The organism is Mycolicibacterium austroafricanum (assembly GCF_000612725.1).
Lineage (GTDB): Bacteria > Actinomycetota > Actinomycetes > Mycobacteriales > Mycobacteriaceae > Mycobacterium > Mycobacterium austroafricanum.
On the sequence record NZ_HG964453.1, the window covers coordinates 468,876 to 489,766 of the forward strand.

The following is a 20,891-nucleotide window of genomic DNA, read 5'->3' on the forward strand; positions in this document are numbered from 1 at the left end:
GAGACAGCACCGTGAAGGACGACTTCAAGGGCGCGGCGTGGCGCCTGCTGGTTTTCCTGTCGGTGTGTGCGTTGGCGACGTTCGCGCTGTTGACGGTGTTCGCTCAGTTCCGATTCGGCGACGGCAGAACCTATTTCGCCGAGTTCGACAACGTGTCCGGACTCAAGAGTGACGACCTCGTGCGGATCGCCGGGGTCGAGGTGGGCAACATCGAGGACATCTCGTTCAAGGCCGACTCCACGGTCCGCGTCGAGTTCTCCGCCGACGAATCAGTCGTCGTCACCGATGGGACCCGCGCGGCGATCCGCTACGACAACGTCATCGGTGGGCGGTACCTGGCGCTGGAGGAAGGGGCCGGGGGGCTTCGCGCACTGCCGGCCGGCGGGACGATCCCGGTGACGCGAACGCAGCCCGCTCTCGACCTGGATTCGGTTATCGGCGGCTTCCGGCCGTTGTTCCGGGCCCTCGACGCGGACCAGGTGAATGCACTGAGCGGCCAGTTGATTTCGGCACTTCAAGGCCAAGGCGCCACCATCGGCTCCTTCCTCGAGCAGGCGGCGGCGGTGACCAACACTCTGGCCGACCGGGACATGCTGATCGGTCAGGTCGTCGACAACCTCAATGTGGTGCTCGGCTCGCTGGGCGGTCAGACCGATCGCCTCGACCTCGCGGTGACGTCACTGTCGGAACTGGTGCACGGGCTCGCCGAGCGCCGCGTCGACATCTCGAACAGCCTGGCCTACATCGACGCTGCCGCGGGATCGGTCGCAGACCTTCTGGCCCAGTCCCGCGAGCCGTTCTCCACAGTGGTGCACGAGACGGACCGCAGTGCCGGGATCGCCGTGGCCGACCACGTCTATCTCGACAACCTGCTCAACACACTGCCGGACAAGTACCGCGCGCTGGGACGCCAGGGGATGTACGGCGACTTCTTCAGCTTCTACCTCTGCGAGCTCGTGCTCAAGCTCAACGGCAAAGGTGGTCAACCGGTGTACGTGAAGATCGCCGGGCAGGACTCGGGCAGGTGTGCACCGAAATGAAATCGTTCGCTGAGCGCAGCCCGTTGGCGATCGGGATCGTCGGCGCTGCCGCCGTCTCCGCCGTCGTCGTCGGCGCGCTGCAGTACCAGAACCTCCCGCTGGTCAACCAGGTCAACTCCTACTCTGCCTACTTCGCCGACGCGGGTGGGCTCTTCACCGGCGCCACCGTGGAGGTATCCGGCTACCCAGCGGGCAGGGTGTCGGACATCGAACTCGACGGTGCTGCGGTGCTTGTGCGCTTCACCGTCGACAAGAACATCACGATGGGCGAGCTGACAGAGGCCGGGATCAAGACGAAGAGCCTGCTGGGAACCAAGATGCTCGCGGTGATACCGCATGGCGGCGGGCGGCTCGACGGTCCGATCCCGATGAGCCGGACGGTGTCGCCCTATCAACTGCCCGACGCGCTTGGCGATCTCGCGGACACCATCAGCGGGCTGGACACCGATCAACTGTCGGACTCGCTGTCCACGGTTTCGGAGGCCTTCGCCCACACTCCCGAGGAACTGAGAGACGCCGTGCAGGGCGTGGCGCGATTCGCCCAGACCCTCAACGAACGCGATGCCCAGCTTCGCAAACTACTCGACGACGCGGCCAAGGCGACCGGCGTCCTGGCCCACCGCAGCGATCAGGTCGCCCGCCTCATCTCCGACACCAACGCGTTGCTTGCACAGTTGCGGACGCAGAGCGACGCGGTCAACCAGATCTGGGTGAACATTTCCGCTGCGGCACAACAGCTGAAGGGTTTCATCGCCGAGAACCGCCAACAGCTGCGGCCGGCGCTGGACAAGCTCAACGGGGTGCTGGCGATCGTCGACAACCGCAAGGAGCGACTCCAGGAGGCGGTCAAACTGCTCAACAAGTACGCGATGTCGCTGGGGGAGTCGCTGTCGTCCGGGCCGTTCTTCAAGGCGTACGTGGCCAACCTGCTGCCCGGTCAGTTCGTCCAACCGTTCGTGGATGCCGCCTTCTCCGACCTGGGGCTGGACCCGAATGTGTTGCCGCCGTCGCAGCTGACCGACCCGCAGACCGGTCAGCCGGGCACGCCCGCTCTGCCGGTGCCCTACCCCCGCACCGGACAGGGCGGCGAGCCGCACCTGAACCTGCCGGACGCCATCACCGGCAAGCCGGGCGACCCGCGCTATCCGTATCGCGAGCCGTTGCCCGCGCCTGCGCCTGGCGGTCCTCCGCCGGGACCACCGGCGCTCCAACCGGTGGGACCACGATGAGCGCGAGACTGCGCCGAGCACGTGGCGCGCTGGCCGCTGTGCTGGTGCTCACCCTGGCAGCCGGGTTCCTGGTCGCGGCCCGGGCCGCAGACCATGTCGAAAGAATCTGGGTGACAGCATATTTCGAGAACAGCAACGGGCTTTTCGCCGGCGACGACGTACGCATCCTCGGCGTGCCCGTGGGCCGGGTCGACAGTATCCGTCCGGAACCCACGCGGGCCAGGATCACGTTCTGGGTGGACCGCAGATACCCCGTCCCGGCCGATGCCAAGGCAGTGATCTTGTCCCCCCAGCTGGTGACGGGTCGGGCGATCCAGCTGACACCCGCCTACACCGGGGGACCGGTGATGCCGACCGGCACGGTCGTCGGGCAGGAGCGCACCGCCGTTCCGGTGGAATGGGACGACGTGCGAGTTCAACTGCAGCGCTTGACGAAACTCCTTCGGCCGACCGAGCCAGGGGGCGTCAGCACCCTTGGCGCGTTCATCAACACCACCGCCGACAACCTGCGAGGGCAGGGGGCGAACATCCGCCAGACCGTCGTCAAACTGTCCCAGGCCCTCGCGATACTGGGGGATCACAGCGACGACATCTTCACCACCTTCACCAATCTGTCGACACTGGTGTCGGCGCTGCACGACAGCGCCGACCTCCTGGAGCAGCTCAACCAGAACATGGCGGCGGTGACGTCGCTGATTGCCGACGATCCACAGAAGGTCGCGCGCACAGTGCAGGATCTGGGCGGGGTCATCGGTGACGTCAAGGAGTTCGCGGACGACAACAGAGAAGCGATCGGCACCGCCACGGACACGCTTGCCTCCGTCAGCACCGCGCTGGTCGACAGCCTCGACGATCTCAAACAGACGCTGCATATCGCCCCGGGGACGGTGGCGAACTTCCACAACATCTTCGAGCCGGCCAACGGCTCACTGACGGGCGCGCTCGCCGTGAACAACTTCGCCAACCCCATCAGCTTCATCTGCGGTGCGATCCAGGCCGCCTCCCGGCACGGCGCCGAGCAGTCGGCGAAGCTGTGTGCGCAGTACCTTGCGCCCATCGTCAAGAACCGGCAGTACAACTTCCCCCCGATCGGCGAGAACCTCCTGGTGGGAACACAAGCCAGGCCCAACGAGGTCACCTACAGCGAGGACTGGCTACGGCCCGACTTCGTCCCGCCCGCCGATCAACCGCAAGCAGTCGCGGTCGACCCGGACGCCGGCCTGCAGGGAATGATGGTGCCCGCGGGCGGAGGTGTGTCATGAGTCGAACGTGGCGGCGCCGGATCATGTTGAGCGCCGCGACGATTGCCGTCGTGATGGGGATGTCCGGTTGCGCCGACTGGCAAGGTTTGAACTCGCTGCCGATGCCGGGCACCGAGGGCGGCGGCCCCGGCTCGTTCGTGATACAGGCGCAACTGCCCGACGTCAACAACATCCAGCCGAATTCCCGGGTCCGTGTCGGCGATGTCAACGTCGGCACGGTGACCAAGGTCGAGCGCCAGGGCTGGCACGCATTGCTGACGATGCGCCTCAACGCCGATGTGAACCTGCCCGAAAACTCGACGGTCACAATCGGTCTGACCAGCATCCTGGGGTCATTACACATCGAGTTGTCGCCGCCCGCCGGGGCCGCGCCGGTGGGGCGACTACACGACGGCTCGCTCATCCCGCTGTCGAGTGGAGGTGCGTTCCCGAGCACAGAGCAGACCCTGGCGGCGCTGTCGATGGTCCTCAACGGGGGCGGGCTCGGTCAGGTGCAGGACATCACCGAGGCGTTCTCCACCGCCTTCGACGGCCGGGAACATGACGTGCGCAGCTTGATCGGTCAGTTGGAGACCTTCGCGCGCAACGTCAACGACCAGACCGGTGACATCATCGCCGCCACCGAGAGCCTCAACAATCTGGTGGGACAATTCGCCGCCCAACGGCCGGTGCTCGACCACGCCCTGCAGACCATTCCCGACGCCCTGGCCGTGCTCGACGGGGAGCGACAGAACCTCATCGAGACCGCCGACCAGTTCGGCAAGTTCAGCGCGCTCACGGTCGACACGGTCAACAAGACGAAGGACAACCTGGTCAAGGAGCTCAACGATGTCGGACCCGTGCTGGCGTCGCTTGCCGATGCAGGTCCGAGTATGACCCGGGCGCTCTCTCTCATCCCGACCTTCCCGTTCCCGAACGAAACGATCGAGAAATGGCAGCGCGGTGATTACGCGAACCTGACGGCGATCGCCGACCTCACGCTCAGCCGCATCGATGCGGGCATGTTCACCGGAACCCGTTGGGAGGGCGACCTGACCGAGCTGGAACTGCAGTGGGGGCGCACGATCGGCCAGTTCCCCAGCCCCTACACCCGGGCCAACCCCTTGACGGTGCCCTACCGCTGGGATCAGGGGCCGTAGATGCGACTCGACAGGCGGATGAAGATCCAGCTCGCGCTCTTCGCAGTGATCGCCCTGATGGCGATGGGCGTCATGGGCGTGCACTTCATGAAGCTCCCGGCCAAGCTCTTCGGCGTCGGGCGCTACACGGTGACCGTGCAGCTGCCGCAGGCCGGTGGCCTCTACAGCGGAGGGAACGTCACCTACCGGGGCACCGAGGTGGGCCGCGTCGAAGCCGTGCGGCTGACCCCGGGGGGTGTGGACGCGGTGCTTTCGCTGAAGTCGGGCATCGACGTTCCGTCCGATCTGCGGGCCGAGGTACACAGCCAGTCGGCGATCGGCGAGCAGTACGTTGCGCTGTTGCCGCGCAGCGGCGATGCCCGGCCGCTGCGGGACGGTGACGTCATCACGCCGGCCGACACATCGGTGCCGCCGAACGTCAACACCCTGCTGGCCGATGCGAACGTGGGCCTGCAGGCGATACCGCGCGACAACCTCCAGACGGTAGTCGAGGAGTCCTATGCGGCCGTGGGTGGTCTCGGCCCTGAGCTGTCTCGGATCGTCGACAGCTCAACGAAACTCGCGATCGAGGCGCGCAGACACCTCGATCCCCTGATCACGCTGATCGACCAGTCGCAGCCCGTCCTGGATTCGCAGACGCGCACCTCGGAGGCGATTCAAGCCTGGGCGGCACAGGTGGCGACGGTGACCACGCAGCTGCAGACGCAGGACCAGACCCTCGCCCGCGTCATCGACGACGGGGGCGAGTCGGCCGATGCCGTGCGGCAACTGGTCGACCGGGTGAAACCAACCCTGCCCATCGTGCTGGCCAACCTGGTGAGCGTGGGTCAGGTTGCGGTGACCTACCACGACAACATCGAACAGCTCCTTGTGCTGTTCCCCGCCGTCGTGTCGGCGGAGCAGGCCGGCCTGGTGGCGAACCTGCACACCAAACAGGACTACAAGGGTCAGTATCTGAGCTTCAACCTGAACATCAACCTGCCCCCGCCCTGCACCACCGGGTTCCTGCCGGCACAGCAGCAACGCTCGCCGGTCTTCGAGGATGCGCCCGAGCGTCCGCCCGGCGACCTGTATTGCCGGGTTCCGCAGGATTCACCGCTCAATGTCCGCGGGGCACACAACATCCCGTGTGCGACCAGACCGGGGAAACGTGCTCCCACGGTCGCCATCTGCGAGAGCGACGAAATCTACGTACCGCTCAACGACGGATTCAACTGGAAGGGCGATCCGAACGCCACGTCGTCGGGTCAGCCCGTCCCGCAGTTGCCGCCGGCAGCCGGACCGCAAGTTGCCCCGCCGGCGCTGGCCGCCGCCGAATACGACCCGGCGACCGGTAGTTACATCGGGCCCGACGGTCGCTCGTACACCCAGGCAGACCTGGCCCAGGGCGCGCCGGCGGGCCAGACCTGGCAGACGATGCTGCTGCCGCCGGGGAGCTGACCGCTGCGTGTCAATCCGCAATGATGCGAAGCGCGCCCGACGGGCACATCCGCACCGCGTTGCGGGCGACGCTCTCGCTGCCGGCGGGCACCTGTTCGGCGATAAGCACCACGATGCCGTCGTCGTCCTGGTCGAAGACGGCGTCGGCGGTCATCACGCAGACCCCGGCGGCCATGCAGATCTCGCGGTCGCCTGCGACCCTCAACGGGTGAACGCCTGCAGCGTGAGAGCCGAATTCATGAAGTCCCGGAAATGCAGCCAACGCCCGTCGCGCATCGTGATGATGTGCGCGAACTCCGATTCCCATTCATGGCCCGTCTCGAGCCGCCGGAACCGCTGACGGCCCCACGTCGCCAGCTCGTCGCCCTGCGCGATGAACTGCCACGCCTCCATCTCGGTGATGGCGATCGCCTGCCCGACTCTGGTGAAGAACGTCACGGCTTCGTCGATGCCGCGGTAGTCACCGGCATAGGGGATCTCGTCGACGCCGTAGTAGGTGATCCGGATGTCCGGATCGAGCAGATCCAGGGCGGTCTGGAGGTCGCCCGCCGGTACCGCGGCGTAAATGGCTTTCGTCGCTTCGATATTGCGCAACTCGTTGGTGGCGGCGGTCATGACAGATGCAGCGGGAGGCGGACGTAGGCGTGGGTCAGCAGGCTCGCGGTCTGTTTGGTGCCGGGGTCGTCGGTCAGTGCGATCGTGCGATACCGGTCGAGCACCGCATTCAGCACGGCCATCACCTCAAGGCGGGCCAGTGAGGCGCCGAGGCAGAAATGCAGACCGTGCCCCATCGACAGCTGCTGGCGGATATTGGGCCGGTCGAGATCCAGCACGTTGGGGTCGGCGAACACGTCGGGGTCGCGATTGGCCGAACCGAAGAACAGCGCCACCCACTCGCCCTTGCGAATCAGCTTGCCCCCGACCTCGACATCGCGGGTCGCAATGCGGAAGAGTCGCTGCGGCGGTCCGTCGAGTCGCATGGTCTCCTCGACGAAGACGTTGAGCAGCGCGCGATCAGCGCGCATCCGCGCGGTGGTCTCCGGGTCGCGTGCCATGGCGTGCAACAAGTTCCCGATCAGGAACGTCGTAGTCTCACTGCCTGCCACCACCAACGTGACGCAGAACCGCACGATCTCCTCCGGAGTGAGTCGCTGGCCACCGACCTCGGCACGCAGCAGCGCCGAGATGAGATCCTCGGCGTCTTCGACGTCGTCGGTCGGCGCCTGTTCGGCCAACCGGGCTGTGTGCTCGGTGAGCCGGCCCGCGAATGCTGCCACCATCTCGTCGTTGCTCGCGATGCGTTCGTCCGGTGTCAGCGACGACGACAGCATGAACGCGTTGGCCCACCGCTTGAACCGGACGTGGTCACCGTCGGGCAACCCGAGAAGTCGCACCATCGCGCGGGTCGGGACCTCGGCGGCGAATTCCATCACGTCGACCTCGCCACTGCCGAGATCCTCGAGTAGGCGAGGCACCAGTTCGCCGAGCCAACCCTCGAGGCGTTTGACCCGCCGCGGGGAGAACGCCTGGCTGACGAGTTTGCGTTCGATCTCGTGCTTGGGCGGATCGGTGTTGACGAGCATCAGGCTCGGCGCCGACGACGCTTCCTGCAATGGATCTCGGGAGGAGAACGTCGCGCTGTCCCGGGCGGCTTCGAAGACCTGGTCGTATCGGAACAGCGCCCATGCGGTCACGGGTTCGTCGGCACCGGGAATGGTTCCCGGCGGCCAGTCACGGTAGCCCGCAACGGGGGACAGGCGCCGGAGTTGGTTGTACAACGGGTACGGATCGGCGATGCCGGACGCCGTGGTCAGGAGTTCGAGAGCCGAAGCAGTGGTCGATGACATGGTCATCAGCCTGTTTCAGCCCGCGCAGCAAATCGATCCCCCGTTGGAGAGGACTCATGCCCCCGTACGAGGTGAATTGCGTTCTGTTGACGTAATCCACCGCGGCGGGCCTCCGGCGGGAGGACAGTTGTCACCGTGACTGCTATCGGTGACATCGCGGACAGCCCCGGCATTCCGGAGATCGGTGCCCTCGCCGACGGAGACCACCCGGGGTGGTCGTCGCGGCCAGCCGTGGAGTCCGACGCGGCGCGCCGGTACCACGAGACGTTCCGGGATTGCGACGTCGACCCGACCGACGACCCGATGGCGGTCGTGGGCGAAGCGGTCGACGCGAAGGTGAGCATTGTCCGCAACGCGCTCGAGGCGCTCGGCGACGACGAGGCACTCAACGCACTCGACGCGGCGCTCGACCTTGCATCGCTGGAACGCGACCTGATCGAGGACGGTGCGCGCAGACGCACCTTCGCGCTTTTGCAGGTGCAGGAGGGGCTCAGCAAGCTGCGGGCGGTCGACGATGTCGCGATGATCGTCGACCGCGCCCCGCGGGAACTGGTCGAATCGTGTGGCTTCGACCGCGCGGTGCTCTTTCGTGTCCACGAAGGGCGGATGGTCATGGAGTCGGCGTACTTCGGCGACGACCGGGCGGGCGCAGAGAAGATGGTCGCGTTCGCGCAGTCGGTGGCTCCGCCGTTGGACCACATGCTTCTTGAAACCCAGATGATCCGCCGTCGCTCGCCCGCGATCGTGCACGACGCCCGTAACGATCCGCGCGTCAACAGGCCGATTGTCGACTTCTCGATGACTCACTCGTATGTTGCGGCACCGGTGATGCCGACCGGCAAGGTGATCGGCTTCCTGCACGCCGACCGGCTCTACTCGGGGCGCAGGGTCGACGAGATCGACCGCGACACCGTGTGGGCATTCGCCGAGGGTTTCGGCTACGCCTACGAGCGCACCGTTCTTCTCGAGCGGATGCGGCGCCAGCACGCCGAGGTGCGGCGCGCCCTGGCATCGGCCGACGAGGCGGCGCGCGCGTTGCAGGACGCCGATCTGGATCTGCGCAAGATCGAACCAGTCGAACGCAGCGCTGCCGCGCAGTCGCTGGCCGAGGTCCACACTCGGGTTCTGGGCATGCTGACGCGCCGTGAGGTCGAGGTGCTGCGCCTGATGGCCGCCGGGCGCACCAACCAGCAGATCGCCGACGAACTCGTGATCTCGGCGGGCACGGTCAAGTCCCATGTCAAGCGGGTTCTGCGGAAACTGCACGCCACCAACCGCGCCGAGGCGGCGTCGGCCTACGTGCGACTGGCCATCGCACCCGCCGTCGACGGTTAGACGGTGACACCCCGCCGCGCGGCAGGCCTGGCAGAGGTCCGCGGCGCGGAGCCGCCGCGTCGCCACGTCGATCGGCGTGTCCCGAATCGATGGTCGCCGCCATCAGATTTGCCGACTACAGCGGAGCGGTAGGCCGACACCGCCGGCATCAAGATCAGAAATCGTTGCCGAACCGGCTCCGGTGTGTGGCCTCCCGTCCAGCAAAGCGCTCTGAGCGCCTGTCCACGGAAGAGGGCAATGGTCTATACCACCTGCGGCAACGTCGATATGACCAGGAGTCTGCGGTGGAACGGCCGGTGAGACGTTTGTGCCAGAACGGCGCCGCATCTCCGGTCCGCAAATCTTTGCCGTTGTGAACTACCGGAGTGTGACCTGCGGGTAAGCGGATCGAGACGCTGGCTCGCAAACACTTTGCTGCGCTGGACGCCTACGCGTGCTGCGTGAAATTTCTTTACGAAAACCGCAAACATGTCAAGTTACTCGTGAGTAAATTACTCGCCGTTCAGTTAGTCGTGTCACAACGAAGGAGCATTGATGCACGTTGCAGTCAGATCGCCCCTGGCAACCGGTGTCGCTTTGGTGGGGGCGGGTGCTATCGCACTCACTCCTGTCCATCCGTCGTTACCGGACATCTCGGTTCCGGCCGTCTCGTCGATGGCGGTCCAGCTCACCGCACAGCCGAATCCGATTGCTCTGTGGACGGAAGTGTTCGCCGGAGCGATCAACAACATCGGTGGTCTGGGCGAGGACCTCCTCTCGGACCCGTTTCCCGTCCTGAACCAGATCCTGCGGAACCAGTTCGGCTATCTCCAGACCATCGGCGAGGCCGGCAAGGGGATCATCGACGGCCTGGTGGAGTACGCCTCGCCAGACAATCCTTTCGGTCTGCAGGCCGGCATCCGAGATGCGGTCGCACAGTTCAAGGCGGGCGACATCGGCGCGGCCTTCACCACCCTTGCCTCCACGGTGATCACCGGACCCATCATCGTCGGTGCCGGATTGCCCCTGCTGATGTCCGGCCTCCTGGAGGTCCCGGTGAAGATGGCGCAGAACTTCACCGACGCGGTCGCCGCGCTGCTCAATCCGACGACAGCGGTACCGCTGATCACGGCCGCGTTGGGCCCCATCCTCGGCCCTTTCAGCGCTCTGGGCGCGTCGGTGCAGGACTTCGTCGAGGCTCTCGGCTCCGGCGACGTCCTCGATGCGATCACGACGGTGATCAACGTCCCCGCCAAGCTCGTCGGAGCGGCCCTCAACGGATTCACCGACGAGGGAGGGAACTTCTTCGCCGGGATTCTGACCGTCAGCGACGATCCGTTCAGTGCAGGCCTGCTCCAGACGCTTCTGGTGACGGTCCCGCGCGCGGTCGCGGCGGCGCTCGGCGCCGAGGACGCCCCGGCGAGGGTGGCAGGTGCTCTCGGCGAGGTGTCTTCGCCCATCAGCGAGCCCGCAGCGGCCGTCACGGTTTCGGTCACCGAAACGGATTCGGCGACAACCGAAGTCGACTCGGCCACGGAGGTCCCTGCGGCGGAGCCGGAAGAGACGCCGACGGCGCCGGCTGAGGAAGCGCCGGTTGAGGAAGCGCCGGCCGAAGAGCGTGCTGACACTTCTGCGGAAGACGGTGCGGTTCAGGGCGACGCCGAAGTCACCGACGGCGAGCCGGTGGTTGACGAGGCGGCCGACGGAGACGACGCGCCGACATCGGATGACACCGAGGCCGACGATGCCGGTGCGGACGAGGGCACGCCGAGCGACACCTCGGCCGGTGACGCCGACTCGACGGATTCATCCGCCGCGTAGTACAGGTCAGCGCAGGCCCCCGCGCGTGTGGTGCGGGGGCCTGCGTCTGCGCGTCAACGCGGTGACATGCCCGCCGCGCGGTAGGCCTCGTCGATCAGGGCCATGTTGGCCACCGCGTCGGCGGTGTCGAGCGGAATCGGCGTGCCGCGCTCGACATGGTCGGTGAACGCCTCCAGCTGATAGGTGTAAGACGTTCTCGTGCCGTGGCGCTCGACGGTGGTGCCGTCCTCCGTGTGCAGGGTCAGCCTGTCGTCGTCGTGCGGCTTGATGAAGTCGTGCACGAACGCTTCTCCGCGGGTACCGATCAGCCGCAGCGTGAACGAATACTCGTCGTCCACCATCGAGTTCGTCGTCAGACCGGTCAGGCCCGAGGGGAACACCAGCTCCGCGTCGAAGCGCTCGTCCACTCCCGGGATGCGTTGCACGGCCGTCGCCGCGAGCACCGAGGGCGTGCCGAACCTGCGCATGACGTGCAACCCGTAGCAGCCGAGATCCATCAGCGCCCCGCCGGCGAGCTCCAGTGACCACCGCGGATCGTCGGATTGTGGTGCGGGCATGCCCATCCGGACCTCGATGCGGGTGAGTTCACCGAGCGTGCCGTCGCCGGCCAGTGAAAGGGCCCGCTGCGTGACGGGGTGGAAGAGGTAGTGGAATCCCTCCATCACGGTGACGCCCGCGGCATCGGCCGCGGCGGCGACGCGCGCTGCTTCGCCCCGGTCACGTGCGAACGGCTTCTCGGTCAGTACCGGTTTTCCCGCCGCCACCGCGGCCAGGTTCCACGGTGCGTGCAACGCGTTGGCAAGCGGGTTGTAGACGATGTCGACCTGCGGGTCGGTCACCACGTCCTGATAGGAGGCCAGCACCCGCTCCACACCGTACTTGTCGGCGAAAGCCTGGGCGCGCAACGGATCACGCGCTGCGACGGCGATCAGCCGGTGCCCGAGCTCCCGCGCCGGCTCGACGATCGCCGACGCGGCGATCCGGGACGCACCGAGGATCCCGATCCGCAGGCTCACGCGGACACGCCGGACGCAGCGCCCTGAAGGAACGCGACGCTGGCGACGACATCTGCGAGCGGACCCGCGCCGCGGGGCTCACCGTCGAGGATGGTGTCCTGCTCCATCACGTACCATCCGTCGAAGCCGTTGTCCTCCAACGTCTTGACGATGCCCGCGATGTCGACATCGCCGGACCCCAGCGGCACGTACATCCCCGCGGCCACGGCCTGTGTGTAGCTGAGCTCACCCGACTGCACCTTCGCGGCCAGTGCGGCGTCGACATCCTTGAGATGGGCGTGCTTGATGCGTCCGGGCACCTCTCGTGTCAGCGCCAGCGGATCCGTCCCGCCGATCAACAGGTGACCGGTGTCCAGGCACAGGGGGATGTGGGATCCCGACAGCACGCGGTCCACCTCGGCGCGGGTCTCCACCATGGTGCCGACGTGCGGATGCAGCACCGCCGTCAAACCGCGTGCGGCGACGATACCGGCCAGTCGGTCCAGGTTGGACAGCAGTGTGGCCCAATGGTTTTCGTCGAGATCGGGCCGTTCGTCGTAGCCGTCAAGGCCGGTCGCCGCCGCCAGCACCACAATCCCGGCTCCGGCCGCGACCAGCGACTCCAGCGGTCCGGCGAGGTCGTCGGCCGGGTCATGGTCGTCCTTGTACAGCACCACCGGCACGAATCCACCGACGCACGCGAGCCCGAACCCGTCGAGCAGCTTCACGAGTTCCCCGGTGTCGGTGGGCAGGAAGCCCTCCGGTCCCAGCTCGGTCGCGGTCAACCCGGCCTGCCGCATCTCCGCCAGTACGCGGTCCGAGTCGAGCTGGTAACCCCAGCCGGGTACCTCGCACACCCCCCACGAAATCGGCGCACCCGCGATCTTCACTGCTGTGTCTCCTTTCGAACCGACTCGATCGTTACCGGGACGCCCCGGCGCAGGGATTCCGTGGCGGCCTCCGCGATCCACGCGACCTCCACCGCGTCGGCGACCGTGGCGCCGCGAATCGGCCCACCCTCGACGACGTCGACGAACGCCCTGAGCTCGGCGCGGAACGCCTCGGTGAATCTGTCCATGAAGAAGTGGTGCGGCGGCCCGGCGGGGAATGCGCCGGGAGAGGAGAAATCGGGGTCGGCATTGCGTACGGGAGCGCCCTGATCCCATCCCGCGACCACGGTGTCGTCGAAACCGTGGACCTCCAGCCGGCAGTCGTAGCCGCGCCCGTTGTACCGCGCCGCCGAGACCACACCCAACGCGCCACCGTCGAAGCGCACCACGACGGCCGCGGTGTCGACGTCGCCGTACTCGGCGAACCGGGGGTCGCCCTGCACGCTGCCGGTGGCGTACACGTCGACGACGTTCTGCCCGGTGACCCAGCGGATCACGTCGAAGTCATGCACCGCGCAGTCGCGGAAGATGCCGCCGGAGCCCTTGATGTAATCCATCGGCGGGGGAGCGGGATCCATCGTGGTGCTGCGGACGGTGTGCAACGCGCCCAGCGAACCGTCGTCCACGGCATGTTTGACCGCGGCGAACGCCGCGTCGAAGCGGCGCTGGTAGCCCACCTGCACCGGCACCCCCGAGCGCGTGATGACCTCGCCCACCCGGGCGCTCTCGGCGGCGGTGGCCGCGATCGGCTTCTCGCAGAACGTGGGCAGACCGCGTTCCACCGCGGCCAGCGTCAGCTCGGCGTGGGCCGGCGTGGCCGCCGCGACGATCACCCCGTCGACACCGGAGGCCAACAGCTCCTGCACCGAGTTCGCCGGAGTGGCACCGTATTTCGTCGCGAGCTGACTGACCACTTCCGGTCGCTCGTCGGTGACGACCAGGCCGGAGACTTCCGGAAGGTTGGTCAGCGTTTCGGCGTGGAACGCGCCGATCCGGCCGAGTCCGATCAGGCCGAGGGTGGTCATGGGATTCTCCGTTCGTTCTGCGCGCGAAGCGCGATGTCGAGTTCTTCCTCGGTGAGGTGTCGGGCCAGTGCGTCGAGTACGGTGTCGACCTGGCTGGGCGGAGCGAGGCTGCCGACCGGTTGATCGCTGTCGAGATTGGTGGGGAAGGCATAGCCCTCGGCGGTGGCGACGACGACGTTCTCCACCTCGCGCGGTGGCCGGCCCGCGGCCTGCATCGCCCGCAGGACTGGGTAGACGGCGCGCACCATCGCGGTGCGGTCCATCGCCTCCATCGCCCGGCCGAACGGCGAGCTGATCTGCATCAGGTTCGCCATCCGCCGTATGTCGGTGGAAACATTCGCTCCCGCTGCGTGATACAGCGCCGGGTTGAAGAACACGGCATCGCCCTTGCGTAACGGCAGCTGCACGTGGTGGGAGGCGAAGTAGTCGAGGAACCCGGGCCGGTGGAACGCGACGTACCCGCCGGTGAACCGCTGCGAGTGGGGCAGCAGCATGGTCGGTCCACTGTCGACGGGCATGTCGCAGTGCGCCACCGCGCCCTGCAACGTCAGCGTCGGCGACGTGCGGTGGATGTGCGCCGGGTATTCGGCCAGGTGCTCCTCGGGGACGAAGCCGAGGTGATAGTCGCGGTGCGGGACCTGAGCCTTGCCGCCGGGATTGACGACGTTGACCTGTGAGGTGACCTGGTAGCGCGGACCCAGCCAGGCCTGGCAGATGATCGCGAGGGCGTCGTTGGCGTAGTAGTCGGCGAAAACCCGCGGGTCGTGCAGCGCCAGTTTCTGCGCCGCGTTCCAGATGCGGTCGTTGGCGCCCGGCGCGCCGAAATGGTCGCCGCCGGCTTCCCCGGCCTTGCGCTGCGCCTCGATGATGGCGAAGAACGCCTCACTGGCGCGGTCCACCACGTCGGCGTCGAACGCCCCGGTGAACACCACAACGCCGGGTCCGCGGTCCAGCGCGCGGATCAACTCCGCCTGCAGCCCGCGGCGGTCGGACCCGCGCGCCAACGTCGTCGCGGAGTAGACGAGAACATTGCTGCGCACGTCATCGGCGAACGGGTAGTCGGCCGGATCGGTGTCGCACTCGACCTGGGCGCGGAACTCGTCGAGATCGAAGTCCGAATCTGCGAGCCACGCCGCTGATTCGGTGTTGATGGGTGCAGCCACGCCGCTTAGTCTTGCTGTGATCGGCACCGCAATCAACGGCAGAAATCCCTCAAAAACACCTCACAGAGGCGGACTCGTGGAAGGACGATGAGTGGCGCACCGGTACAAGGTCCGTGAGATCGCCCAGCAGTCCGGATTGAGTGAGGCGACCGTGGACCGCGTCCTGCACAACCGCCCCGGTGTCCGCGAGAACACCGTCGCCGAGGTGAACCAGGCGATCGCCGATCTCGACAAGCAACGGGCACAGCTGCGACTCAACGGGCGGCGCTACCTGATCGACGTGGTCATGCAGACACCGCGGCGATTCTCCGACGCGTTCCGCGCCGCCGTCGAGGCCGAACTGCCCGCTTTCGCCCCCGCGATGCTGCGCGCCCGCTTCCACCTGTGGGAATCGGGGTCGACGGCGCAGATGGTGGAGGCCCTCGGCAGGATCCGCGGCAGTCACGGCGTCGTGCTCAAGGCACAGGACGATCCCGCGGTCGCCGAGGCCGTCGACCGACTGGTCGACTCGGGGGTACCGGTGGTCACCTACACGACCGACGTGCCGTCGAGCGCTCGCTGTGGCTACGTGGGTATCGACAACCACGGGGCCGGTGTGACGGCGGCCTACCTCGTGCAGCAGTGGCTGGGCGAGGCGCCGGCGGATGTGCTGATCACATTGAGCCGCACGGTGTTCCGTGGTGAAGGTGAGCGTGAGGTCGGATTCCGGTCGGCACTGCGCAACTGCGGGCGCACGATTGTGGAGGTCAGCGACAGCGACGGTATCGACGCCACCAACGAACGGCTGGTGCTCGACGCGCTGGCCGCCAACCCCGGTGTCCAGGCGGTGTACTCGGTGGGCGGCGGGAACGTCGCGACCGTCGCGGCGTTCGAGAAGATCGGCCGCGACTGCAAGGTGTTCATCGCCCACGACCTGGACGCCGACAACCGGCGGTTGCTGAGGGACGGCCGGATCTCGGCCGTGCTGCACAACGATCTGCGCGCCGACGCCCGGCTGGCGCTGCGGCTCATCCTCCAGGAGCGCGGAGCTTTGCCGGTGGAACCGGTGCGGCCGGTGCCGATCCAGGTCGTGACGCCGTACAACCTGCCCGTGCACCCATAGCGCGATAGCGTCCAGTGCTAGCTGGTAGCTACTGATTGGTAACTTTTTCTAAGAATTCAACCGCCGGGTGTTGCCTCCGGGAAAGTGACGAATAACACACTTTTGTCTCACTGTAGCGGCCCACGCAGCGCTGAACAGTGCATTCTGTCGAACGTCGCCGAAACGCCACGCGCGCGCCCGGTATAGGTGCGCCTAAGAGAAGTGCAATAATCGGTACTGACAGTGACACCAAACTTTTGGTGAACAACCGCTGGCGGCGCGTTGCGTCGCCTGCGGCTCGGCGAAAATTCGCCGGATGCGGCCCCGACAGCACCCCGGGGAGAACACGGAAGGCAGGCGAGTGGGAGAGAACGGCAACGCGGCCGGCAACGTCACCGGAGCGCCTCGGCAGAAGCTTGAGAAGGTCGTCATCCGATTCGCCGGCGACTCCGGCGACGGTATGCAGCTCACCGGCGACCGGTTCACCTCCGAAGCCGCTCTGTTCGGCAATGACCTTGCCACCCAACCGAACTACCCGGCAGAGATCCGTGCGCCCCAGGGCACCCTGCCCGGTGTGTCGTCGTTCCAGATCCAGATCGCCGACTACGACATCCTCACCGCGGGCGACCGCCCCGACGTCCTCGTCGCGATGAACCCGGCCGCGCTCAAGGCCAACGTCTCCGATCTGCCCCGCGGTGGCCTGATCATCGCGAACTCCGACGAGTTCACCAAGCGCAACCTCGCCAAGGTCGGGTACGACGCCAATCCGCTGGAGAGTGAAGAGCTCTCGGATTACGTCGTGCAGGCCGTCCCGATGACCACGCTCACGCTGGGGGCGGTCGAGTCCATCGGCGCGACGAAGAAGGACGGTCAGCGCGCCAAGAACATGTTCGCGCTGGGCCTGCTGTCCTGGATGTACGGGCGCGAGCTCGAGCACAGCGAGTCCTTCATCCGGGAGAAGTTCGCCCGGAAGCCCGACGTCGCCGAGGCCAACGTGCTGGCGCTCAAGGCCGGCTGGAACTACGGCGAGACCACCGAGGCGTTCGGCACCACGTACGAGGTGTCGCCGGCGAAGCTCCAGACCGGCGAATACCGCCAAATCTCGGGGAACACGGCGCTGGCCTACGGCATCGTCACCGCCGGTCAGCTCGCCGACCTGCAGGTGGTGCTCGGCACCTACCCGATCACCCCGGCGTCGGACATCCTGCACGAGCTGTCCAAACACAAGAACTTCAACGTGCTGACCTTCCAGGCCGAGGACGAGATCGCCGGCATCGGCGCCGCCATCGGCGCGTCCTACGGCGGTGCGCTGGGCGTGACGAGCACGTCCGGCCCCGGTGTCTCGCTCAAGTCCGAGGCGATCGGCCTGGCGGTGATGACCGAGCTGCCGCTGATCGTCATCGACGTCCAGCGCGGCGGGCCGTCGACGGGCCTGCCCACCAAGACCGAACAGGCCGACCTGCTGCAGGCGATGTTCGGCCGCAACGGTGAGTCCCCGCTGGCCGTGCTGGCGCCGCGGTCGCCGTCGGACTGCTTCGACATCGCCGTCGAGGCCGCCCGGATCGCGATCAACTACCACACGCCGGTGATGATCCTGTCCGACGGCGCGATCGCCAACGGCTCGGAGCCGTGGCGGATCCCGGACGTGAGCGGCTACGCACCCATCGAGCACACCTTCGCCAAGGAAGGCGAGCCGTTCCAGCCCTACGCCCGCGACCCGGAGACGCTGGCCCGCCAGTTCGCGGTGCCGGGCACCCCGGGCCTCGCGCACCGGATCGGCGGTCTGGAGTCGGCCAACGGTTCGGGCAACATCTCCTACGAGCCCAAGAACCATGACCTGATGGTGCGGCTGCGCAACGAGAAGATCGCCGGGATCACGGTCCCCGATCTTGAGGTCGACGATCCCAGCGGTGAGGCTGAGCTGCTGATGCTCGGATGGGGCAGCAGCTACGGCCCGATCGGTGAGGCCTGCAGGCGCGCGCGCCGCAACGGCATCAAGGTCGCGCACGCACAGCTGCGTCACCTCAACCCGTTCCCGGCCAACCTCGGCGAAGTGCTCGCCAGGTACCGCAAGGTGGTGGTCCCGGAGATGAACCTGGGACAACTCGCCCTGCTGCTGCGTGGTAAATACCTCATCGACGTGCAGTCGGTGACCAAGGTGGAAGGCATGGCGTTCCTCGCCGACGAGGTGGAGGGCATCATCGACGCCGCGCTGGAGGGCACGCTCGGCGAAAAGGAAATCGAGAAGGCCAAGTTCGCCCGGCTGGCCGCGGCCACCATCGAGGCCCCGGCGAGCGAGGCGACTGGTGTGGGAGCGAACGCATGACCGACGAGCGCTTGGGTGAGGAGCCGAAATGACTGACCTGATCGGCAGCGACCTGGGACTGACTCCGGCAGGACTGACGAAGACCAGCCTGGTCCCGACGACCGACGAGCCGCAGAAGGCCAAGGATTTCACCACCGACCAGGAGGTTCGTTGGTGCCCCGGGTGCGGTGACTACGTCATCCTCAACACGATCCGCAACTTCCTGCCCGAGCTGGGGTTGCGCCGCGAGAACATCGCGTTCGTCAGTGGCATCGGGTGCTCCAGCCGGTTCCCGTACTACCTGGAGACCTACGGCTTCCACTCGATCCACGGCCGTGCGCCGACCATCGCGACCGGCCTGGCGCTGGCACGCCCGGACCTGTCGGTCTGGGTGGTCACCGGTGACGGCGACGCGCTGTCCATCGGTGGCAACCACCTGATCCACGCGCTGCGACGCAACATCAACGTCACCATCCTGCTGTTCAACAACCGGATCTACGGTCTGACCAAGGGCCAGTACTCGCCGACGTCGGAGACCGGCAAGGTCACCAAGTCGACGCCCATGGGCTCGCTGGACTACCCGTTCAACCCGGTTTCGCTGGCGCTGGGCGCCGAGGCGACCTTCGTCGGCCGCGCGCTGGACTCCGACCGCAAAGGGCTGTCCGAGGTGCTTCGCGGCGCCGCGCAGCACCGCGGTGCCGCGCTGGTGGAGATCATGCAGGACTGCCCGATCTTCAACGACGGCTCGTTCGACGCGCTGCGCAAAGAAGGCGCCGAGGAGCGGCTGATCAACGTCACGCACGGCGAGCCGATCACCTTCGGCGCCGACGGTGAGTACTGCGTCGTCAAGTCCGGCTACGGGCTGGAGGTCGCCAAGACCGCCGACGTGCCGGCCGACGAGATCGTGGTCCACGACGCCACCCTGCAGGACCCGGCGTACGCGTTCGCCCTGTCCCGGCTGTCCGAGCAGAACCTCGACCACATGGTGATGGGGATCTTCCGTCAGGTCAGCAAGCCCACGTACGACGACGCCGCTCGCCAGCAGCTGGCCACCGCTCGTGAGGCCAAGGCCCACGACACGGCTGCGCTGCAGTCGCTGTTGCGCGGCAAAGACACCTGGACTGTTGACTGACTGAGCGTCGATAGCTGCGCTAACGTCACCGTGTGACGTCATCGCTGCCGTTGGCTGCTGTCGTACTCGCCGGTGGAGCATCGCGGCGGATGGGCCGGGACAAGGCCACCCTGCCGTTCGACGGTCCCTCCGGGACCACCACGATGGTCGAACGCGTCCTCTCGGTGGTGAGCGCTCGCTGCGAGCCGGTGTTCGTGATCGCCGCGCCCGGCCAGGCGCTGCCGGAGCTGGATGCCGTCGTGCTTCGTGACGAGGTGCGTGGCCTCGGCCCGCTGCTGGCGACCGGCCGAGGGCTGCGTGCCGCGGCCGAGGCCGGGCGCTCACACGCCTTCGTGAGCGCGGTGGACATGCCGGCTCTGACCCCTGAGATCATCGACGTGCTCGCCGGGCCTGCCGAGCGGCTGAACGCCGACGTGGTGCTGCCGTGGGACGGTCGTGACCATTATCTGGCGGGCATCTACCGCACGGCGCTGCACACCGTGGTCGCCGCGCTTCTGGACGCGGGGGAGCGCAGTATGCGCGCGCTGGTCGACGCCGTGGACACACAGCGGATCGTGCTGCCCGAGCAGCCCGCGCTCGCGAACGTGAACACGGCCGCCGATCTGGCCGCCATCCTCCCTCCGCGATTGGGCCAGCAAACTGCTGTGACGGGCGCGTCCGGTACCGGTAATTCGATACCGAATTGAACGTCACCGAATCGGGCGGCGTTCGACCGTGATACATGACGGCCGTTCCGGGTGATGTGGACGTGCTCAATTCTGATCGCGTGAGTCAACCATGCTGTGCCCCAGTTCTTTCCAGGGTGGCGCCGGTCCATTGTGGTCAATTGGCCAGTCTTTCGCCGTTGGCCGGTCTGGCGTCCACCCGAAATGCGCACGGCCGGCTTGCGTCGTGCATCTTTCCCGCAGTCGTGCGAGATTGCCGTCGGAGGCGCCTTCGAGGGTAGGGGCCGGCAAGCGATGGGTGAAAGGCGGCTCATTGCAGGTGGTTTCGATGATTCAGACGTCGTAACCACGGGCCGGGCGGGTGCTTCGACGCCCCGGTGCCCTCTCGGGCTGAAACCAAAACTCCTTCATGTCAACGTCTTTGACGATGGTGGAGGTGGTTGACGCTCGGAGCCGACAGCGAATCGGTGGCACGCACTGTCCGCCCTGCTGAGCGGGTTGTGGCTCCAGAACGCGGTTTTCACGCGGCGCTGCCGCGGATAA

The 20,891-nt window shown here is 67.0% G+C and carries 18 protein-coding genes; 11 read left to right on the top strand and 7 right to left on the bottom strand.

Annotated elements, in window-relative coordinates; translation table 11 throughout:
* Nucleotides 1-11: 11 nt before the first annotated feature.
* Genes BN976_RS16010 through BN976_RS16030 form a run of 5 tightly spaced genes read left to right on the top strand, consistent with a single transcriptional unit; the run spans nucleotide 12 to nucleotide 6,110 of the window.
* Complete coding sequence (locus BN976_RS16010) at nucleotides 12-1,040, top strand: MCE family protein (protein WP_011781138.1); 1,029 nt, start codon at nucleotides 12-14, stop codon at nucleotides 1,038-1,040.
* Nucleotides 1,037-2,269, top strand: a complete 1,233-nt coding sequence (locus tag BN976_RS16015; protein ID WP_011781137.1) for an MCE family protein — start codon at nucleotides 1,037-1,039, stop codon at nucleotides 2,267-2,269. The genes BN976_RS16010 and BN976_RS16015 overlap by 4 nt, the downstream gene beginning before the upstream one ends.
* Complete coding sequence (locus tag BN976_RS16020) at nucleotides 2,266-3,531, top strand: MCE family protein (protein WP_036371924.1); 1,266 nt, start codon at nucleotides 2,266-2,268, stop codon at nucleotides 3,529-3,531. Before BN976_RS16015 ends, BN976_RS16020 begins: the two co-directional genes overlap by 4 nt.
* Nucleotides 3,528-4,670, top strand: a complete 1,143-nt coding sequence (locus BN976_RS16025) for an MCE family protein (protein WP_036371927.1) — start codon at nucleotides 3,528-3,530, stop codon at nucleotides 4,668-4,670. Before BN976_RS16020 ends, BN976_RS16025 begins: the two co-directional genes overlap by 4 nt.
* Nucleotides 4,671-6,110, top strand: a complete 1,440-nt coding sequence (locus BN976_RS16030) for an MCE family protein (RefSeq protein ID WP_036371929.1) — start codon at nucleotides 4,671-4,673, stop codon at nucleotides 6,108-6,110.
* Between the two features lie 10 nt (nucleotides 6,111-6,120).
* Here BN976_RS16030 and BN976_RS16035 read toward each other — a convergent pair whose 3' ends face one another.
* From BN976_RS16035 to BN976_RS16045, 3 genes are read right to left on the bottom strand one after another with little or no spacing between them, the layout of a single operon-like run.
* Nucleotides 6,121-6,315 (bottom strand): ferredoxin, encoded by a 195-nt coding sequence (locus BN976_RS16035; RefSeq protein WP_011781133.1) that lies wholly within the window; start codon nucleotides 6,313-6,315, stop codon nucleotides 6,121-6,123.
* The gene (locus tag BN976_RS16040) at nucleotides 6,312-6,725 is read right to left on the bottom strand and encodes a nuclear transport factor 2 family protein (protein ID WP_011781132.1); all 414 of its coding nucleotides are present in this window, start codon (nucleotides 6,723-6,725) and stop codon (nucleotides 6,312-6,314) included. Before BN976_RS16040 ends, BN976_RS16035 begins: the two co-directional genes overlap by 4 nt.
* Nucleotides 6,722-7,957: a cytochrome P450 gene (locus BN976_RS16045; protein ID WP_036372331.1), complete on the bottom strand. Its 1,236-nt coding sequence runs from the start codon at nucleotides 7,955-7,957 to the stop codon at nucleotides 6,722-6,724. The genes BN976_RS16040 and BN976_RS16045 overlap by 4 nt, the downstream gene beginning before the upstream one ends.
* A 135-nt stretch (nucleotides 7,958-8,092) precedes the next feature.
* On the opposite strand from BN976_RS16045, the gene BN976_RS16050 reads away from it, so the two are divergent.
* Both BN976_RS16050 and BN976_RS16055 read left to right on the top strand, forming a co-directional pair.
* The gene (locus tag BN976_RS16050; protein ID WP_011781130.1) at nucleotides 8,093-9,292 is read left to right on the top strand and encodes a LuxR C-terminal-related transcriptional regulator; all 1,200 of its coding nucleotides are present in this window, start codon (nucleotides 8,093-8,095) and stop codon (nucleotides 9,290-9,292) included.
* Nucleotides 9,293-9,826: 534 nt separating this feature from the next.
* On the top strand, nucleotides 9,827-11,092 hold the full coding sequence (locus BN976_RS16055) for a hypothetical protein (protein ID WP_036371933.1): 1,266 nt from the start codon (nucleotides 9,827-9,829) through the stop codon (nucleotides 11,090-11,092).
* 53 nt (nucleotides 11,093-11,145) lie between these two features.
* On the opposite strand, the gene BN976_RS16060 is transcribed toward BN976_RS16055, so the two are convergent.
* Genes BN976_RS16060 through BN976_RS16075 form a run of 4 tightly spaced genes read right to left on the bottom strand, consistent with a single transcriptional unit; the run spans nucleotide 11,146 to nucleotide 15,165 of the window.
* Nucleotides 11,146-12,108 carry a Gfo/Idh/MocA family protein gene (locus BN976_RS16060; RefSeq protein ID WP_036371935.1) on the bottom strand — a complete coding sequence of 321 codons (963 nt, stop codon included), beginning with the start codon at nucleotides 12,106-12,108 and terminating at the stop codon, nucleotides 11,146-11,148.
* Nucleotides 12,105-12,977 carry a sugar phosphate isomerase/epimerase family protein gene (locus BN976_RS16065; protein ID WP_011781126.1) on the bottom strand — a complete coding sequence of 291 codons (873 nt, stop codon included), beginning with the start codon at nucleotides 12,975-12,977 and terminating at the stop codon, nucleotides 12,105-12,107. The genes BN976_RS16060 and BN976_RS16065 overlap by 4 nt, the downstream gene beginning before the upstream one ends.
* The gene (locus tag BN976_RS16070; protein ID WP_011781125.1) at nucleotides 12,974-14,002 is read right to left on the bottom strand and encodes a Gfo/Idh/MocA family protein; all 1,029 of its coding nucleotides are present in this window, start codon (nucleotides 14,000-14,002) and stop codon (nucleotides 12,974-12,976) included. Before BN976_RS16070 ends, BN976_RS16065 begins: the two co-directional genes overlap by 4 nt.
* Nucleotides 13,999-15,165 carry a phytanoyl-CoA dioxygenase family protein gene (locus BN976_RS16075; RefSeq protein WP_199558958.1) on the bottom strand — a complete coding sequence of 389 codons (1,167 nt, stop codon included), beginning with the start codon at nucleotides 15,163-15,165 and terminating at the stop codon, nucleotides 13,999-14,001. Before BN976_RS16075 ends, BN976_RS16070 begins: the two co-directional genes overlap by 4 nt.
* A gap of 91 nt (nucleotides 15,166-15,256) precedes the next feature.
* On the opposite strand from BN976_RS16075, the gene BN976_RS16080 reads away from it, so the two are divergent.
* The 4 genes from BN976_RS16080 (at nucleotide 15,257) to mobA (ending at nucleotide 20,369) form a co-directional block, all read left to right on the top strand.
* Nucleotides 15,257-16,267, top strand: coding sequence for a LacI family DNA-binding transcriptional regulator (locus BN976_RS16080; RefSeq protein ID WP_011781123.1), 1,011 nt, complete (start codon nucleotides 15,257-15,259; stop codon nucleotides 16,265-16,267).
* A gap of 340 nt (nucleotides 16,268-16,607) precedes the next feature.
* Entirely contained in the window at nucleotides 16,608-18,572 is a 1,965-nt protein-coding gene (locus BN976_RS16085) for a 2-oxoacid:acceptor oxidoreductase subunit alpha (RefSeq protein WP_036371937.1), read from the top strand.
* Between the two features lie 28 nt (nucleotides 18,573-18,600).
* Entirely contained in the window at nucleotides 18,601-19,683 is a 1,083-nt protein-coding gene (locus tag BN976_RS16090; protein ID WP_011781121.1) for a 2-oxoacid:ferredoxin oxidoreductase subunit beta, read from the top strand.
* A gap of 32 nt (nucleotides 19,684-19,715) precedes the next feature.
* Nucleotides 19,716-20,369: a molybdenum cofactor guanylyltransferase gene (gene mobA, locus BN976_RS16095; protein ID WP_011781120.1), complete on the top strand. Its 654-nt coding sequence runs from the start codon at nucleotides 19,716-19,718 to the stop codon at nucleotides 20,367-20,369.
* Nucleotides 20,370-20,891: the final 522 nt, after the last annotated feature.

Excerpts from the sequence above, each read along its gene's own strand:
- BN976_RS16040 (WP_011781132.1), bottom strand. The coding sequence starts at position 6,725 with ATGACCGCCGCCACCAACGAGTTGCGCAATATCGAAGCGACGAAAGCC.
- BN976_RS16015 (WP_011781137.1), top strand. The coding sequence starts at position 1,037 with ATGAAATCGTTCGCTGAGCGCAGCCCGTTGGCGATCGGGATCGTCGGC.
- BN976_RS16055 (WP_036371933.1), top strand. The coding sequence starts at position 9,827 with ATGCACGTTGCAGTCAGATCGCCCCTGGCAACCGGTGTCGCTTTGGTG.
- BN976_RS16020 (WP_036371924.1), top strand. The coding sequence starts at position 2,266 with ATGAGCGCGAGACTGCGCCGAGCACGTGGCGCGCTGGCCGCTGTGCTG.
- BN976_RS16030 (WP_036371929.1), top strand. The coding sequence starts at position 4,671 with ATGCGACTCGACAGGCGGATGAAGATCCAGCTCGCGCTCTTCGCAGTG.
- BN976_RS16045 (WP_036372331.1), bottom strand. The coding sequence starts at position 7,957 with ATGTCATCGACCACTGCTTCGGCTCTCGAACTCCTGACCACGGCGTCC.
- BN976_RS16025 (WP_036371927.1), top strand. The coding sequence starts at position 3,528 with ATGAGTCGAACGTGGCGGCGCCGGATCATGTTGAGCGCCGCGACGATT.
- BN976_RS16070 (WP_011781125.1), bottom strand. The coding sequence starts at position 14,002 with ATGACCACCCTCGGCCTGATCGGACTCGGCCGGATCGGCGCGTTCCAC.
- BN976_RS16090 (WP_011781121.1), top strand. The coding sequence starts at position 18,601 with ATGACTGACCTGATCGGCAGCGACCTGGGACTGACTCCGGCAGGACTG.